The 16,797-nt window shown below is 69.6% G+C and carries 16 protein-coding genes; 4 read left to right on the forward strand and 12 right to left on the reverse strand.

Going from position 1 to position 16,797, the window contains the following annotated elements:
• The first annotated feature begins 56 nt into the window (after positions 1-56).
• On the forward strand, positions 57-1,217 hold the full coding sequence (locus ACZ5Z2_RS10100; RefSeq protein WP_464758418.1) for a glycosyltransferase family 4 protein: 1,161 nt from the start codon (positions 57-59) through the stop codon (positions 1,215-1,217).
• Entirely contained in the window at positions 1,186-1,743 is a 558-nt protein-coding gene (locus ACZ5Z2_RS10105; RefSeq protein WP_464758419.1) for a phosphatase PAP2 family protein, read from the forward strand. Before ACZ5Z2_RS10100 ends, ACZ5Z2_RS10105 begins: the two co-directional genes overlap by 32 nt.
• A gap of 278 nt (positions 1,744-2,021) precedes the next feature.
• Here ACZ5Z2_RS10105 and accD read toward each other — a convergent pair whose 3' ends face one another.
• Both accD and ACZ5Z2_RS10115 read right to left on the reverse strand, forming a co-directional pair.
• Complete coding sequence (accD, locus tag ACZ5Z2_RS10110) at positions 2,022-2,891, reverse strand: acetyl-CoA carboxylase, carboxyltransferase subunit beta (RefSeq protein WP_464758421.1); 870 nt, start codon at positions 2,889-2,891, stop codon at positions 2,022-2,024.
• A 74-nt stretch (positions 2,892-2,965) separates the two neighbouring features.
• Positions 2,966-3,856, reverse strand: coding sequence for an SDR family oxidoreductase (locus tag ACZ5Z2_RS10115; protein WP_464758422.1), 891 nt, complete (start codon positions 3,854-3,856; stop codon positions 2,966-2,968).
• Positions 3,857-3,939: 83 nt separating this feature from the next.
• On the opposite strand from ACZ5Z2_RS10115, the gene ACZ5Z2_RS10120 reads away from it, so the two are divergent.
• Entirely contained in the window at positions 3,940-4,800 is an 861-nt protein-coding gene (locus ACZ5Z2_RS10120; protein ID WP_464758423.1) for a helix-turn-helix transcriptional regulator, read from the forward strand.
• A 10-nt stretch (positions 4,801-4,810) separates the two neighbouring features.
• Here ACZ5Z2_RS10120 and trpA read toward each other — a convergent pair whose 3' ends face one another.
• Together trpA and trpB are read right to left on the reverse strand one after the other, a co-directional pair.
• The gene (trpA, locus tag ACZ5Z2_RS10125; protein ID WP_464758425.1) at positions 4,811-5,611 is read right to left on the reverse strand and encodes a tryptophan synthase subunit alpha; all 801 of its coding nucleotides are present in this window, start codon (positions 5,609-5,611) and stop codon (positions 4,811-4,813) included.
• A gap of 101 nt (positions 5,612-5,712) precedes the next feature.
• Positions 5,713-6,927 carry a tryptophan synthase subunit beta gene (gene trpB / locus ACZ5Z2_RS10130; RefSeq protein ID WP_464758427.1) on the reverse strand — a complete coding sequence of 405 codons (1,215 nt, stop codon included), beginning with the start codon at positions 6,925-6,927 and terminating at the stop codon, positions 5,713-5,715.
• 103 nt (positions 6,928-7,030) lie between these two features.
• Between trpB and ACZ5Z2_RS10135 the strand changes: the two genes are divergently transcribed.
• Positions 7,031-7,924 carry a LysR family transcriptional regulator gene (locus tag ACZ5Z2_RS10135; protein ID WP_464758428.1) on the forward strand — a complete coding sequence of 298 codons (894 nt, stop codon included), beginning with the start codon at positions 7,031-7,033 and terminating at the stop codon, positions 7,922-7,924.
• A 212-nt stretch (positions 7,925-8,136) separates the two neighbouring features.
• Here the strand turns inward: ACZ5Z2_RS10135 and ACZ5Z2_RS10140 are convergent, their stop codons facing one another.
• From ACZ5Z2_RS10140 to aroC, 8 genes are all read right to left on the reverse strand, one after another.
• Positions 8,137-9,171 (reverse strand): cupin-like domain-containing protein, encoded by a 1,035-nt coding sequence (locus tag ACZ5Z2_RS10140; protein ID WP_464758429.1) that lies wholly within the window; start codon positions 9,169-9,171, stop codon positions 8,137-8,139.
• Positions 9,168-9,803 carry a phosphoribosylanthranilate isomerase gene (locus ACZ5Z2_RS10145; protein WP_464758431.1) on the reverse strand — a complete coding sequence of 212 codons (636 nt, stop codon included), beginning with the start codon at positions 9,801-9,803 and terminating at the stop codon, positions 9,168-9,170. The genes ACZ5Z2_RS10140 and ACZ5Z2_RS10145 overlap by 4 nt, the downstream gene beginning before the upstream one ends.
• Complete coding sequence (truA, locus tag ACZ5Z2_RS10150; protein ID WP_464758432.1) at positions 9,800-10,570, reverse strand: tRNA pseudouridine(38-40) synthase TruA; 771 nt, start codon at positions 10,568-10,570, stop codon at positions 9,800-9,802. Before truA ends, ACZ5Z2_RS10145 begins: the two co-directional genes overlap by 4 nt.
• A gap of 290 nt (positions 10,571-10,860) precedes the next feature.
• A complete protein-coding gene (locus ACZ5Z2_RS10155; RefSeq protein ID WP_464758433.1) occupies positions 10,861-13,110 on the reverse strand; it encodes a motility hub landmark protein FimV in 2,250 nt (749 codons plus the stop codon).
• A 185-nt stretch (positions 13,111-13,295) separates the two neighbouring features.
• Positions 13,296-13,571 (reverse strand): hypothetical protein, encoded by a 276-nt coding sequence (locus tag ACZ5Z2_RS10160; protein ID WP_464758434.1) that lies wholly within the window; start codon positions 13,569-13,571, stop codon positions 13,296-13,298.
• The gene (locus ACZ5Z2_RS10165; protein ID WP_464758435.1) at positions 13,571-14,599 is read right to left on the reverse strand and encodes an aspartate-semialdehyde dehydrogenase; all 1,029 of its coding nucleotides are present in this window, start codon (positions 14,597-14,599) and stop codon (positions 13,571-13,573) included. Before ACZ5Z2_RS10165 ends, ACZ5Z2_RS10160 begins: the two co-directional genes overlap by 1 nt.
• Positions 14,596-15,633, reverse strand: a complete 1,038-nt coding sequence (locus ACZ5Z2_RS10170) for a 2-hydroxyacid dehydrogenase (protein ID WP_464758436.1) — start codon at positions 15,631-15,633, stop codon at positions 14,596-14,598. Before ACZ5Z2_RS10170 ends, ACZ5Z2_RS10165 begins: the two co-directional genes overlap by 4 nt.
• 22 nt (positions 15,634-15,655) lie before the next feature.
• Positions 15,656-16,744 (reverse strand): chorismate synthase, encoded by a 1,089-nt coding sequence (aroC, locus tag ACZ5Z2_RS10175; protein WP_464758438.1) that lies wholly within the window; start codon positions 16,742-16,744, stop codon positions 15,656-15,658.
• Positions 16,745-16,797 lie beyond the last annotated feature (53 nt).

Genomic DNA, 16,797 nt, shown 5'->3' on the forward strand with positions numbered 1-16,797 from the left:
CCCGCGCGCAAAGCCGCGCGGCGAAGCTGCGTGTAGGTCACGCGAGGGCTATCGTCATGCGCATCGGCATCGTCAGCGAAACCTGGCCGCCGGAGATCAACGGCGTCGCGCTCACCGTGCACGGCCTCGCCGCCGGGCTCGCCGCGCGCGGCCACGCCGTCGAAGTGGTGCGGCCGCGCCAGGCGTGCCCGAGCGCGGCCGAGCCGCAATTCGAAACCGTGTTCACGCGGGGCGCGGCCCTGCCTCGTTATCCGGGCCTGCGCTTCGGCCTGCCCGCCGGGCAAACCCTGCGCGAACGCTGGGCACGGGAGCGCCCCGACGCGATCTACGTCGCCACCGAAGGCCCGCTGGGCGGTTCGGCGTTGCGCGCGGCCAACGCCCTGCGCATCCCGGCGGCCACCGGCTTCCACACGCGCTTCGACAGCTACGCCGGCCACTATGGCCTGCGCTGGCTCGCGCCGCTGGTGCGCGGCCACCTGCGCCGCTTCCACCGCCGCGCCGCCGCCACCCTGGTGCCCACCGACGCGCTGGCGCAGGAGCTCGCCGCGCTCGGCGTGAACAACGCGCGCCTGCTGCGCCGCGCAGTGGACACGCAACTGTTCCGCCCCGGCCAGCGCGATCCGACGCTGCGCGCGCTATGGAACGCCGACGCCGGCACGCCGGTGATGCTCTACGTGGGCCGCATCGCGGCGGAGAAGAACCTCGAACTGGCGGTACGGGCGTTCCGCGCCGCGCAGCAGCGGCTTCCCGCGCTGCGCTACGTGTGGGTGGGCGACGGCCCCGCGCGCGACGCGCTGCAGGCGGCGAACCCGGACTTCGTCTTCGCCGGCACGCAGCGCGGCGAGGCGCTGGCGCGGCATATCGCCAGCGCCGACCTGTTCCCCTTCCCCAGCCTCAGCGAAACCTTCGGCAACGTGATCCTGGAAGCACTGGCCTGTGGCGTGCCGGTGGTCGCCTATCGCGAAGGCGCCGCGCACGAGCACCTGTGCAACGGCTACAACGGTTACTGCGTCTCGTCCGGCGACGCCGACGCCTTCGTTGCGGCCACCGCCACGCTGGCCGGCAATCCCGGCCTGATCCGCCACATGGGCCGCCGCGCGCACGAAAGCATGGCGCGCCTGTCGCCGGATCAGGTCATCCGCGAATTCGAGTCCCTGCTGCGCGAACTGGCCGAGGAGCAGCGCCATGAACACGATGCCATCGTCGTCCATGCCTAAAAGCCTGGTATTTGATCGCCGCCTCTGTATAGCGGCGAACCGCTGGGGCGCGCGCCGCGCGGTGGGCGCGTTCTTCGGCATCGTCAGCCGGCTCGGCGACGGCGTGTTCTGGTATTCGCTGATGCTGGCGCTGGTCGCCGTGGACGGCCGGCGCGGACTGATCGCCGCCGCGCACATGGCCGCCACCGGGCTGGCCGCCCTGCTGCTCTATCGCCTGCTGAAACGCCACACGCGCCGCCCTCGCCCGTTCCGCGCCTGCCCCGGCGTGATCGCGCACGTTCCGCCGCTGGACGAGTTCAGCTTCCCGTCCGGCCACACCTTGCAAGCAGTGGGCTTCACCGTGGTGGCCCTGGCCTGGTATCCGCTGCTGACGCCACTGCTGCTGGCGTTCACCTCGCTGGTCGCCGCGTCGCGCGTGATCCTCGGCCTGCACTATCCCAGCGACGTGCTCGCCGCGATCGGCATCGGCGGTGCACTGGGAGCAATGTCGCTGTGGCTGATGCACGCCACGACCCTGCTCGCCTGAGCAATTTCTACGCATCGCGTCGTGCACCGTAATACGCTCAAGCACTTGCGACACCTGTCCACAGGCTGTGCCCACAGGCTTCCACACTTGCTGTGGAAAACGCGCACCGCGCTGCGCAGAAATTCGTCAGCGCGTGCCAAGTGCCTGACGCCAAAGCGGCGAATGCGGCTTGTCCACAGCTTTGTTCGGCAGGCATCCACATCGCTTGTGGAAAACCGTGCCGTGGAAACGACGATGCCGCCCGTGGGCGGCATCGTGCTTCGCGATGAAGGCAAGCCTCACGCCGCGCGCGGCGCCTTCTGCAGCAGGTTGAGCAAGTCGGCCAGCTTGTCGCGCATCTCGCGGCGGTCGACGATCATGTCGATGGCGCCGTGCTCCAGCAGGAACTCGGAACGCTGGAAACCTTCGGGCAGGGTTTCGCGCACGGTCTGCTCGATCACGCGCGGGCCGGCGAAGCCGATCAGCGCCTTCGGCTCGCCAATGTTGATGTCGCCCAGCATGCCCATGCTGGCGGAGACGCCGCCGGTGGAAGGGTTGGTGAGCACGCTGATGTAGGGCACGCCGGCATCGCGCAGCCTGGCCAGCACCGCCGAGGTCTTGGCCATCTGCATCAACGAGTACAGGCCTTCCTGCATGCGCATGCCGCCGCTGGCGGCGAAGCACACCAGGGCGCTCTTTTCGGCCAGCGCGCGCTCGCCGGCGCGGGAGAACTTCTCGCCGCCCACCGAGCCCATCGAGCCGCCGACGAAGCCGAACTCGAACGCGGTGGCGACCAGCGGACGGCCCTTCAGCAGACCGCTCATCGCGATCAGCGAGTCCTTTTCGCCGCTGGATTTCTGCGAGGCCACGATGCGGTCGCGGTACTTCTTGGAGTCGCGGAACTTGAGCGGATCGGTGGCCTCCATGCTCGGCCACAGTTCCTGCGTGGAACCTTCGTCGAGCAGCGCGAGCAGCCGCGTGCGGGCGCGGATGGCGTGATGGTGGCCGCACTTGGGGCAGACCATCAGGTTGCGCTCCAGCTCCGGCTTGTACAGCACCGAGCCGCAACCGCCGCACTTCTCCCACACGCCCTCGGGCACCTTGCCCTTGCCCGCGGCGGAGCCTTGCGTGTGCGCACGCGGAGTCATGATTTTCTGCAGCCAGTTCATAGCGATGCCTCTGGTGAAGCGCGCATTCTAGCCGAGTTCGCCGCGGACACCGGACGCGGGCGTGTGGTGCGCCATCACTGCGTCTTGAAGTGGCCTTCAAGGTCTTGCAGCAGCCCCGGGCCCAACGGCGTCCAATCCAGCTTCGCCCGGGTTTGCTCGCTCGACGCCGCCAGGTCGAGCCCGGCGAACATCCCCAGCCAGCCGAAATGCGTGGCGGCCTGCTCCGGCGACAACGAGACCGACGGGACGCCCAACCCGCGGCCGATGACCTCGGCGATATCGCGAAACGCCACGCCTTCCTCAGCCACCGCGTGGTAGCGCGCACCCAGCTCAGCCTTCTCGATGGCGAGCCGGTAGAGCCGCGCCACGTCAAGCACGTGCGCGGCCGCAAAGCGGTTGCTCCCTTCGCCCACGTAAGCGGAGACGCCCTTGTCGCGCGCCACCGTAATGGCGTAGGTGATCAGCCCGTGCTTCATCGTGTCGTGAACCTGCGGCAAGCGCATGATCGACACGTTGATCCCGTCCGCCGCCAGCGCGTTCGCGGCCAGTTCCGAAGCCCTGCGCGGATTGGGATGCCCGGGATTGAAGACGTCCTCGATGGCCAGTTGCCCATGCCCCGGGCTTCCCATGCCGACGCCGGACGTGACGACAAGCGGACGATCCGAACCGGCGAGCGCGGCGCCCAAGGCCGCGATGACGCGGCTGTCCTTCTCGCAATTGGCCGCGAAGTTGGAGAAATCGTGGTCGAAGGCGCAATGGATCACGCCATCCGATTGGGCCGCGCCGCGGCGCAGGCTGTCCAGGTCTTCGAGGCTGCCGCGGTGCGCTTCCGCACCCATCCCGGCCAGCGCCTGCGCGCCGGCGTCCGAGCGCGTCAGCCCGAGTACCTGGTGACCGTGGCGCAGCAGCTCCGCGACGATGGTCGAGCCGATGAAGCCGGTGGCGCCGGTGACGAATACACGCATGGGTCTGTCCTCTGCAACGGATGGAATGATCGTTACTATCGATCCCTTGCCTCCTGCCCATGAAGGCGTGACGTCATACAGGTATGAGCACTAACAGGAAACCGCCGTCGACCGCGGAGGCGAACCCGCTGGGGAACTACCTCAAGGCCCGGCGCGCGAAGCTCGACCCGGCGACGCTGGGCCTGCCGATGGAGCGGCGCCGCACGCCCGGGCTGCGGCGCGAGGAAGTGGCGCAGCGCGCCCACGTCAGCGTGACCTGGTACACGTGGCTGGAACAGGGGCGCGGCGGCGCGCCCTCGCCCGAAGCGCTCGAACGCATCGCCGGCGCCCTGCAACTCGACGTGGCCGAACGCGAACACCTGTTCCTGCTCGCGCTGGGCCATCCGCCGGAAGCCCGTTTCCAGCCGGGCGGCGGCGTCACGCCCCGCTTGCAGCGCGTACTGGATGCGCTGGAATCCAGCCCGGCGCTGGTCAAGACCCTCAGCTGGGACGTGGTGGCGTGGAACCGCGCCGCGGCCGCGGTGCTCACCGACTACGGCGCGCTCCCACCCGGCCAGCGCAACACCTTGCGCCTGATGTTCCGCGATCCGCGGGTGCGCGCGGCGCAGCACAACTGGGAAAGCGTGGCGCGCTCCGTGGTGGCGGTGTTCCGCGCCGACGTGGCACGCGCCGGCGCAGCCGCGTCGGAAAGCGTGCTCGCCCTGATCGACGAGCTCGAACGGCAAAGCCCCGAGTTCGCCGCCATGTGGCGCGACAGCGAAGTGCGCCACTCCGGCGAGGGCCGCAAGCAGCTGACCCATCCGCAGGCCGGGGAGATCGCGCTGGAATACTCGTCCTTCGCGGTCGATGGCCGGCCCGATCTCGGCATGATGGTGTTCAACCCTGCCACGCCGGCGGACGCGGCCAAGGTGCTCGAACTCATCCGTGCGCGGGAAAGCCGCTGACCGATACGCCTCAGCGCGCGTCGAGCGCCTCGCGCACCGGCCGCAGGAACGCAGCCACCCGCCCGGCGATTTCCTCCGCCGAAGCCGCGCCTTCGAGCCGCTCGACCAGTGCGCTGCCGATCACCACCGCATCGGCGAAACCGGCGATGGCTTTCGCGCTCTCCGCATCGCGCACGCCGAAGCCCACCGCCACCGGCGCCTTCGCCTGCGCGCGCACGTCCGCCACGCGCGCGGCGATGTCGGTGGTGCTCAACTGCGCCGCACCGGTGACGCCGGCGAACGACACGTAGTAGAGGAAACCCTCGGCCGCCGCGCACAGCTTCGACAGACGCTCCGGCGCCGTGGTGGGCGCGGCGAGCAGGATCTGCGCGAGGCCCGCCGCGCGCAGCGGCGCCAGCACTTCCGATTCCTCCAGCGGGCAATCGACCAGCAGCACGCCGTCGACGCCGGCCTGCACGGCTTCCGCGGCGAAGCGTTCGTAGCCGTGGATCTCGACGGGGTTCAGATAGCCCATCAGCACCACCGGCGTGTCGGCGTCGCGCCGGCGGAATTCGGCGACCCAGCGCAGCACGTCGCCGAGCCCCACGCCCTTGTCGAGGGCGCGCTCGCTGGCGTGCTGGATCACCGGGCCGTCGGCCATCGGGTCGGAGAACGGCACGCCCAGTTCGATCACGTCTGCACCGGACTCCACCAGCGCGTGCATCAGCGCCACCACATGTTCGGGCCAGGGATCGCCGGCGGTGACGAAGGGAACCAGGCCGGTGCGGCCGGCGGCCTTGAGTTCGGCGAAGCGCTTGTCGATACGATTCAAAATGAAGTCCTCTGCAAGAAACCTTCCATGGTGTTCACGCCGGCCTCGCCATCCATGGCGAGTCGGTCAGCGGCGCGAGATGCGCTTCAACGCATCTCGCGTCAAATCCCGCTGACCCCTTCGCGTGCGGCAATCGTGTGCACGTCCTTGTCGCCGCGGCCGGAAAGGTTGCACAGCACGATGCCGTCCTTGGGATATTCGCGCGCCAGCTTGATCGCCTGCGCCACCGCGTGGCTGGATTCCAGCGCCGGCAGGATGCCCTCGGTGCGGCACAGCAGATGGAAGGCTTCCAGCGCCTCGTCGTCGGTGACGCCCACGTACTCGGCGCGGCCGGCGTCCTTGAGGAAGGCGTGCTCGGGGCCGACGCCGGGGTAGTCCAGGCCGGCGGAGATCGAATGCGTCTCGGTGATCTGGCCGTCGTCGTCGCACAGCACGTAGGTGCGGTTGCCGTGCAGCACGCCGGGCCGGCCTGCCGCCAGCGAGGCGGCGTGATGGCCGGTGGCGATGCCTTCGCCCGCCGCCTCGGCGCCGACGATGCGCACCTCGCGGTCGTTGAGGAAGGCGTGGAACAGGCCCATCGCGTTGGAGCCGCCGCCCACGCAGGCGGTGAGCACGTCGGGCAGGCGGCCGTACTGCTCCAGCAACTGCGCGCGCGCCTCGCGGCCCACGATGGCGTTGAAGTCGCGCACCATCAGCGGGTACGGGTGCGGGCCGGCCACGGTGCCGATGATGTAGAAGGTGTCGGCCACGTTGGTGACCCAGTCGCGCATCGCCTCGTTCAAGGCGTCCTTCAGCGTCTTCGAGCCGGAGGTCACCGGCACCACCTCGGCGCCGAGCAGTTTCATGCGGTAGACGTTGATCTTCTGCCGCTCGATGTCCACCGCGCCCATGTAGACCACGCACTTCAGCCCCAGCCGCGCCGCCACCGTGGCGCTGGCCACGCCGTGCTGGCCCGCGCCGGTCTCGGCGATGATGCGGGTCTTGCCCATGTGCCGCGCCACCAGCGCCTGGCCCACGGTGTTGTTGATCTTGTGCGCGCCAGTGTGGTTCAGGTCTTCGCGCTTGAGCAGGATGCGCGCGCCGCCCACGTGCTTCGTCAGCCGCTCGGCGAAGTAGACCGGGCTGGGCCGGCCCACGTAGTGGGCGAGGTCGCGGTCGAGTTCGGCGATGAAGGCCGGATCCTGGCGCAGGCGCAGGTAGGCCTCGGTCAGCTCGGCCAGCGGCGCCATCAGCGTCTCGGCCACGTAGCTGCCGCCGAACTTGCCGAAGCGGCCGCGTTCGTCGGGGTAGGCGTGGAAATCCCGGATCTCGGGCATGGGAACTCCAATGGACAGCACGGCGACGGGCTCACACCTTAGCGCGCCTCGATCCAGCAAAAAAGCGAAAAGATCGCACCGACACTTGAGCTAGACTCACAGCATGTCGGATCGCGACCTGCCCTCGCTGAATGCCCTGCGCGCCTTCGAGGCTGCCGGGCGATTGGGCAGCATGAGCCTCGCGGCGCAGGAACTGCACGTGACCCATGGCGCCATCAGCCGGCAGGTACGCACGCTGGAGGAAGCACTCGGCCAGCCGCTGTTCGCCCGCCAGGGGCGCGGTGTCGCGCTCACCGAAACCGGCCAGCAGTTGCGCGAGCAATGCAGCGCCGCGTTCGGACAATTGCGGGAAGGCTGGCAGCAGTTGCGCCATGCGCGCGCCACGGCAGCCTGCGTGCTTGGCTGCTCCGGCAGCGTGCTGGCGCGGTGGGTGATCCCGCGGCTGGAACGCCTGCGCCACGACCTACCCACGCTGACCCTGCACCTGGCCGTGCAGGAAGAACCCGTGGCCGAGCATCTTGCCGACGTGGATGCCGCCCTGCTGCTGGCCGCGCCGCCCTGGCCTACCGGCTGGCAGGTACACGAACTGGCGCCGGAACGCATCGGCCCGGTGTTCAGCCCGCGCTATCCCAGCGCCGAGCGCCTGCGCGAACTGCCCGCCAGCGCGCTGTGCGACGAACCGCTGCTGCACACCGCCTCGCGTCCGCAGGCGTGGCCGGAATGGGCGCGCACGATGGGCCTACCGCCCGAGTCCCTGCAACAGACCCAGGCCCTGCCCCACCTCTACTTCCTGCTGGAAGCCGCCGCGGCGGGGCTGGGCGTGGCGATCGCGCCGCAGCCGCTGGTGGCCGACGACCTCGCCAGCGGACGGCTGCTGGCGCCATGGGGGTTCCGCGAGACCTCCGCGCGCTGGGCGCTGGTTTCAACGCGGCGCAGCGGCGATGCGCGGCTCGCGGCGCTGGCGGACTGGCTTCGCCGCGAACTGGCAGAAGCGTGAAAGCCGCAACACTTCCCCCTCTCCCGTCGGACGCGGGGAAGGGCCATGGATGGCGCTGCCTTGAGGAGCGAGGAAGAGGGGTCGGGGGTGAGGGTTCGGACTTGCCTCGACAGTTCGCTTCGACTGAACCCTCACCCGGCTGCCGCCACCCTCTCCCGGTGGGAGAGGGACTTCATCCCAGACTCCTGCGCAAAATCCCCCCCTTGCACGCGTCAGAGATTCTGCCGCGCGCCTTCCTTCAGCTTCTCCACCACTTCCGGCGTCTGCGGCCCCAGCACGCCGCGGCGATGCTCGGGGATGTGCGCCACGGTTTCCTCGCCGCCGAACACGTAGTAGTCCAGCAGCCGGCGCCACTGCTCCCGCTCCGCCGGCGGCAGTTCGCGGAAGGCCAGCAGGCAATGGAACAGCGCCGCGCGCGCGTAGCCGGAGTTGTAGCCGGGCACGTCCACCGGGCTCCACCAGTAGTTCATCAACGCGTTGAGCTGCTGCAGCGATTCCACGTTGTGCCACCACAGCGGCGGGATGTAGATCGCGTCGCCGGGATGCAGCTCGGCCACCTGCGCGGCGGCCAGCGCCTGCTTCAGGCGCGGGTAGCGCGGGTCGTCTGGCCGATCCAGCCGCGCCAGGCTGATCGCCGCGCCGGTGGGCGCGAAATCCAGCGGGCCGATGTAGAGGTTGGGCAGTTGCTCCGGCGGGAACAGGGTAAAGCGCCGTGCGCCGCACAGCACGCAGGCGATGTTGCGCATCGAGTCGAAATGCGTGGGCGTGGTGGCCTTGTTGCCCATCCACAGGCGCGGCTCCACCGAAGGGTCGAGGAACGGCAGGCGGTGGTCTTCCAGCAGGCCCGGCAGGCATTCGCGCACGCGCGCGCTCTGGATCACCAGCGCCGGCGCGTTCTCCCGCCGGCTGTAGCTGGCCAGCCGCTGCAGGCCCAGGGTCACCGGCACCTTGAAGTGCTGGTAGCTCATCTCGCTCAGATCCGCCGAGTAGCCGACGATGCCGTCGGCTTCCGGCGCCACCATCAGGGTGCTGACGTCGGCGCCGTTGTCCAGCTCGGCCAGCCGCTGCGCGAAGGCGGTGTCCGACTGCAACGCGAGCTGCACGATCGGCCAGTCGCGCACCAGCCCGCGGATCGCCAGCGGACGCTCCCTGTCGACCAGGATGCGCGGATCGAACGGATGGTCGGCATCGACCCGAACCTCCTCCATCGCGGCCGATGCCGGCACCGTGCGGGAACCTTCGCTCATGACTCTGCATCCCCTTCGTCTGCGACGCACACCGCCGCGATGAAATCCCGCAACTTGCCGGCGTCCTTGACGCCCGACGCCGACTCCACGCCGCTGGCCACGTCCACCGCCCAAGGCCGCGCCGCACGGATCGCCGCGCCCACGTTGTCCGCGTGCAGGCCGCCGGCGAGGATCACCGGCTGGGCGAGGTCATGCGGCAGCAGCGACCAGTCGAAGGCCTTGCCGCTGCCGCCAGCCTCGCCTGCGGCATGGCCGTCCAGCAGCAGCGCGGCGGCGCGCGGATAATCGTGCAATCGCGGCAAGGCCGCGGCACCCTCGCCCATCGCTATGGCCTTGAGGTAGGGACGTCCGAACCGCGCGCACCATTCGTCGGTTTCGCCGCCGTGGAATTGCAGCAGATCCGGCCGCACCGCCGCGGCCACTTCCTCGACGAAGGCCGCCTCGTCGTCCATGAACAGGGCCACGGCATCCACGAAGGGCGGCAGCGCATCGCGGATCGCACGGGCCTGTTCGATGGAAACGCGACGCTTGCTGCGCGCGGTAAACACCAGGCCGATCGCGTCGGCACCCAGCCGTGCGGCCAGCAGCGCATCCTCGATGCGGGTCATGCCGCAGCACTTGATGCGCGTCATGGCTGGCTTACCTCGGCCGGCAGGCCCCAATGCGCCTCGTAGCGCGGGCCGATGAAGGTCAGCCCCGACGATGGCGCGGTAGGGCCGGCCACCTCGCGGTTGCGCCCGGCGAGCAGTTCGCCGACCCATGCGACTGGCTGCTCGCCGCGTCCCACCGGCAACAGCGAACCCACGATGTTGCGCACCATGTGATGCAGGAAGGCATTGGCCTCGATCTCCACGATCACCTGCTCGCCCTCGCGCCGCACGTTTACCGTCAGCACGCAGCGGCGCGGGTGCGCTGCCTGGCAGGAGATCGCGCGGAACGCCGAGAAATCGTGCTCGCCCAGCAGCGCCTGCGCCGCGGCGTGCATGCGCGCGGCGTCCAGCGGCTGGCGTTCCCAGGTGACGTAGCGCGCATCCAGCGCGGCGCGCACCGGCCGGTTGAGGATGGTGTAGCGGTAGCGCCGGCTGCGCGCGGAAAAACGCGCGTGGAATGCGTCGGCCACCGGCTGCGCCCACAGCACCGCCACGCCGGCCGGCAGATTCGAGGTGGTGCCCAGCAGCCAGCCGCGCATCTCGCGTTCCACCGGCGCGTCGAAATGCACCACCTGGCAGCGGCCGTGCACTCCGGCATCGGTGCGGCCCGCGCAGGTCACTTCGACCGGCTGCGCCGCGACCTTCGACAAGGCCTGCTCCAGCGCGCCCTGCACCGTGCTGCCGTGGGTGAGGCGCTGCCAGCCGAGGAAGTCGGTGCCGTCGTATTCGATGCCCAGGGCGATGCGCATGGATCGGGAAGATGCGGAAAACGTGCAGCGTAGCAGGCCACTCTCTACTTGCGATCGTCCCTGATCGCGAAAATCAAATGGGCGGCCATCCATGGCCGCACTTCTCAAAACTTGCGATCGTCCTCAATCGCGAAAATCAAACGGGCGGCCATCCACGACCGCACTCCTCAAAACTTGCGATCGTCCTCGATCGCGAAAATCAAACGGGTGGCCATCCATGGCCGCACTCCTCAAACGCGAACGGGCCGGCATGGCCGGCCCGTTCGGGGTTCAGGTGCAGCAGGTGCCGATCAATGCAGGTCGTCGAGCAGGCGCTTGGCCATGTCGCGCTGCACCTGGCTGCCTTCGTGCAGCACTTCTTCGAGCATGGCGCGCGCGCCTTCCGGGTCGCCCATGTCGAGGTAGGCGCGGGCCAGGTCGAGCTTGGTGTCCACCGGATCGTCGCTGAATTCCCGCGGCTCGATGTCGTGGCCGGCAGGCTGCACGTGCGATTCCGGTTCCTCGTCGAACTGCCACGCCGACTTCGGCTCGGCGCCGCGTATCACCGTGGCGTCTTCGTCCGCGGCGGATGCTTCCACCACCGGCTTGGCGTCTTCGGCGCGCTTGTCGTGCGAGGGCGTGAGGTCGAAGTTGAAGTTGTATTCGCTCACCGTCACCGGGTTCGCCGGCATCGGCGGCGGAACGGCCGGCGCAGGCGCTGCCGCTGCCGGCTCGGCGGCGTACTGGTCGATGTCGAAACCGTGGCGCGCCTCGCGCTCATCGGCCGACATGCTGCCATGGTCGGCGAACAGCGGATGGCCCGGCACCAGATCCTCGCCCATGCGCACCACCTGCCGCCACTCCTCCTGCTGCGGGTCGGTGACGTGGGCGTGCATGGCCTCGGCGGCGGCTTCGAAGTGCTCGATGTCGCGACGACCGTAGTACAGGCTGACCAGTTCCAGGTGCAGGCCGATGTCGTCGGGATGCTCGGCCAACTGGTCGAGCAGCAGGTTCTGATCGACGTCGTCGCCGTCGTCGACCAGCGATTCGCCGCCGAAACGATCGGCCAGCGAGGACGGCATCTTCGGCGGCGCGGAGGCCGGCTTCGCCTTGCGGCGGCTGAGCAACGCCCACAGCAACAGCAGCAGGACGACAACGCCGCCCAGCGCCTGCGCCCAGAGCTGGGTGTACCAGGGCTCCTCGGCGGCCGGCGCCGGCTTGATGGCGGCCGGCTTGATGGCGGCCGGCTTGACCGGCGCAGTCTTGGCTGCTTCGTGCTTGACGGGTTCGACCTTGGCCGGGCTCGCGACCGGGCTGGCTGCGCCCGCCGCAGGCGCCGTCGCGGCGCTGGCTGGAACCGATGCCGGCGCCGGCTTGGCGGTGGCCGAAGTGCTGGCCGGTGCCGGCTTGGCCTGGCTGGAAGCGGCGGCGGCCGGCATGGCCTTGGCCGCGGCTGCTTCCGCGACGGGCGCGGGCTTGGTCTCGGCCGGCTGGCCGGCCGACTTGCGCGCGGCGGCCAGCTTCTGCTGCAGCTCGGCGATCTCGTTGTCCTTGAGCGCCAGCAGGCGCTGGTTCTTGCTGTTGAGGTCGCCGAGATCCTTGAGGCGCGACTTCAGGTCGGCGCTCTGCTGCTGCAGGTTGGCGAGGCTCTCCTGGCTGCGCTGCAGATCCTGGCGCAGCGCGTTGCTGTTGTCGGTGGCGGTCTTGTCGCCCTGCTTCGCCGGCACCAGCGCGAGATGATCGCCGGCGCTGGCCTTGGCCGCCGTGGGCGAGCTGGAGGTGCTGGCGCGCGTGCCGGCGTCCGCCACGCTGGTCGGCGCATTGCCCACCGGGCCGCTGCGCCAGTCGCCGTTCTGGCGGCGCACTTCCTCGGCGGCGGCGGCCACGGCCACTGCCTCGGCTTCGGCCTTGCTCGGAATGCGCAGCACCGCACCTGCCTTCAGCGCGTTGATGTTGTCGCGGAAGAACGCGTCGGGGTTGGCCTGCTTCAGCGCCAGCATCATCTGGTTGACGTCCACGCCGGCCGGCGCGCTCTTGCGGGCCACGGTGGACAGGGCCTGGCCGCTCTCCACCTTCCACTGGCCGGTGGCCGGCGACGCGGACGGCGCGCTGGCCATCGGCTTCGGAGCAGTTGCCGCAGGCTGCGTCGCGTGCTCGACGCGGGCGGCGTGCGAGGGTTGCGGCACGGGGTTGCTGCCGGGCGGATCGAGCAGGATGGTGAACTCGCGCACGCTCTTGCCGCTGCCGCCGTGAACCTCGACCAGCAGGTCGAGGAACGGATCGTTGACCGCCGCTTCGCTGGTGATGCGAATCACCTTGTGGCCATTGGCGCCGTCGACCACGGCGAAATGCAGGGGAATTCCGGCGGAAGCGTCGCCCGAAGCCAATTGCACGTTGAGCTGCTGCAACTCGGCCGGCGTGGCCTTCTGCACCGGAATCTCCGCCAGCAGCGGCTGGCCCAGCGCCGACTTGACCTGGATCTGGCCCAGATCCATCGCCAGCGCCTGACCGCTGCCCAGAGCCAAAGCCACCAGCAGCGGCAGTTTCAACGAACGATTCATCACGTGCTCCCCCGAACAGGCCACAGCCCCCCGGCAAGGCCGCCACGATGGCGGCACTTTGACCAGACAGGTTGCCACTTTAGTTAGATGCGGACGGATCAACAATAGGCGGAACGGAGACTTGCGACGCATTGCTGCCGAGCATTCCAGCAGCGGCAACCCGCGAAGGCAGCCCCCATGGCTGTTCAGGATCCCTCGCCGGCCGCCTTCCCCGTCCGTTGCGCCGCCTGCAGCTGACGCCGCAATTCGGCGATTTCCGCATCCTGCCGCCGGAGCTTCTCCGCCGCGGCCCGGCTGTCGGACTCCTGCGCAGTCACGTCCTTTTGCAGGCGCCGCACCTCGGCCTGCTGCCTGGCCATTGCGGCCCTGGCCGCCGGCACCGGCCTGACGGTCGAGGCGCCCGCCCACCAGGGCACGGCCGCCAGCAACCCCATCAGCACCAGCCCGTGCGCGCCATGCATCACAGGTAGTCCTCCACCAGCAGCTCGGCGATCTGCACGGCATTCAGCGCCGCGCCCTTGCGGATGTTGTCCGAGACGATCCACAGGTCGAGGCCGTGCTCGTGCGAGATGTCCTCGCGGATGCGGCCCACGTAGACCGGATCCTTGCCCGCCACGTCGCCCACCGGGGTGGGATAGCCGCCGGCCTTGCGCTCGTCCATCACCACCACACCCTCGGCCTGCTCCAGCAGGGCGCGGGCCTGCTCGGCGCTGATCTTGTCGCGGGTCTCGATGTGCACCGCCTCGGAATGGCCGTAGAACACCGGCACGCGCACCGCGGTGGGGTTCACGGCGATGGACTCGTCCTCCAGGATCTTGCGCGTCTCCCACACCATCTTCATTTCTTCCTTGGTGTAGCCGTTGGGCTGGAAGTCGTCGATGTGCGGGATCACGTTGAAGGCGATCTGCTTGGGGAACTTGCCTTTCTCCACGTCCTGGAAGTTGAGCAGGGCCGCGGTCTGCCTGCCGAGTTCCTCCATGCCCGAGCGCCCCGCGCCGGACACCGACTGGTAGGTGGCCACGTTGATGCGCGCTATGCCCACTTCGCGGTGGATCGGCGCCAGCGCCACCAGCATGCCCATGGTCGAGCAGTTCGGGTTGGCGATGATGCCGCGCGTGGTGTACTGCGCGATGGCGTGCGGGTTCACCTCGCTCACCACCAGCGGGATGTCGTCCTGGTAGCGGAACTCGGAGGTGTTGTCGATCACCACCGCGCCGGCCGCCGCCGCGCGCGGCGCATGCGCCTTGCTGACCGAGCCACCGGCGGAGAAGAACGCGATGTCCACGCCGTCGAAGTCATAGTCCTCGAGGTTGCGCACGGTGATCTGTTTGCCGGCGAACTCCACCTTGCTGCCGGCGGAACGCTCGCTCGCCAGCGGCACCAGCTCGCTGACCGGGAACTGGCGTTCAGCGAGGATGGCAAGCAGGGTCTCGCCCACGGCGCCGGTGGCGCCGACCATCGCAACCTTGTAACTGCTCTTCTTGCTCATCGGGTGGGTTCTTCGCGGGTGGGGAAAGGGGTGCGGGCCACGGCCAGCGCGTCGGGGTTCAGCAGGTTCGGTGGATGCTCGGCATACGGGCCGTGGCCGAACAGCGCCAGCACATTGTCCACGGCCACGGCGGTCATCGCGCGGCGGGTTTCGGTCGTGGCGCTGGCGATATGCGGGCTGAGCAGCGCGTTGTCGAGCGCGAGCAGGTCGGAATGCAGCTTCGGTTCGCCTTCGAACACGTCCAGCCCGGCGGCGGCGAGGCGGCCCTCGCGCAGCGCGGCGGCCAGCGCCGCGTCGTCCACGATGCCGCCGCGCGCCACGTTCACCAGCACCGCGGTCGGCTTCATCTGCGCCAGCTCGGCGGCGCCGATGGCGTGGTGGGTCTCCGGCGTCAACGGCAACACCAGCACCAGGAAATCGGATTCGCGCAGCAGCGTGGCCTTGTCCACCAGGCAGGCGCGGCATTCGCGCTCGGTGGCTTCGGGCAGGCGCGAACGGTTGTGGTAGAGCACCGGCATGCCGAAGCCCTGCGCGCGCCGCGCGATGGCCTGGCCGATGCGGCCCATGCCCAGGATGCCCAGCGTGCGGCCGCGCACGTCGGTGCCCAGCCAGCCTTTGAATTCGGTGGCGTGCCACTGCCCCGCGCGCAGCCAGCGCTCGGCGGCGCCTACCCGTCGCGCGGCACCCAGCAGCAGCGCCCAGGCGAAATCGGCCACGCTCTCGTTGAGCACGTCGGCGGTGTTGGACGCGGCGATGCCCGCGGCGGTGAGCGCGGCCAGGTCGAGGTTGTCGTAGCCCACGCCGAGGTTGGCGACGATGCGCAGGCGCCTGGCACCCGCGATTTCCGCCGTGCCCACGCGCTCCTTCAGGCCCACGATGGCAGCATCGCAATCGGCCAGCTTCGCGGCGAGTTCGGCAGGGGCGAACTTCACTTCCGCCGATTCCTCCCGAACCTCGAAATACGACGACAACCGCGCGATCTCGCTGTCGAAGGTAGGGCGCGACACCCAGACGACCGGTTTGTTGCCTGCCATGCTCACTCCAGCGTGCGCCGCATCAGGGGATGCGCGGCGCAACGACACCTACGTCGCCGCACTGCGCGCGGTGGCGCAGCGCGTGATCCATCAGCACCAGCGCTATCATCGCCTCGGCGATGGGCGTGGCGCGGATGCCGACGCAGGGATCGTGACGACCCTTGGTGACCACGTCCACCGGCTCGCCGGCCAGGTTCACGCTGCGGCCGGGGATCAGGATGCTGGACGTGGGCTTCAGCGCGATCGAGGCGACCACCGCCTGCCCCGTGCTGATGCCGCCAAGGATGCCACCCGCGTGATTGGACGTAAAGCCGTCCAAACGCATTTCGTCGCGATGCTCGCTGCCGTGCTGCGCGACGGCGGCGAAACCGTCGCCGATCTCCACGCCCTTCACCGCGTTGATCGACATCAGCGCGCTGGCGAGGTCGCCGTCCAGCTTGCCGTAGATCGGCTCGCCCCAGCCCGGCGGCACGCCCTCGGCCACCACGGTGACACGCGCGCCCACCGAGTCGCCGGATTTGCGCAGCGCGTCCATGGCCTTTTCGAGCTCGGGCACCTGCGCCGCATCGGGCCAGAAGAACGGATTCTGTTCGACCACGCTCCAGTCGAAGCCGCGCGGCACCACGTCACCAAGCTGCGCGAGGTAGCCGCGCACGCGCACGCCGTGGCGCTCGGCCAGCCATTTCTTCGCGACCACCGCCGCGGCCACGCGCATCGTGGTCTCGCGCGCCGAGGAGCGCCCGCCGCCGCGCGGATCGCGGATGCCGTACTTCTGCCAGTAGGTGTAGTCGGCATGGCCGGGGCGGAAGGTCGAGGCGATGTCGCCGTAGTCCTTGCTGCGCTGGTCGGTGTTGCGGATCAAGAGCGCGATGGGCGTGCCGGTGGTCTTGCCCTCGTACACGCCGGAGAGGATCTCCACCTCGTCAGCCTCGCGGCGCTGCGAGGTGTGGCGGCTCTTGCCGGTGGCGCGGCGGTCGAGGTCGTGGCGGAATTCCTCCGCGCCGATCGCCAGCCCCGGCGGGCAGCCGTCGATCACGCAGCCGATGGCAGGCCCATGGCTTTCGCCGAAGGTGGTGACGGTGAAGAGCTTGCCGAAGGAATTGCTGGACACGGGGTTTGGACGTCCATTCGGAGGAGGCGGGTTTTACAGCTTACCCGTGTCGG

The organism is Rhodanobacter sp. G1, from assembly GCF_055397855.1.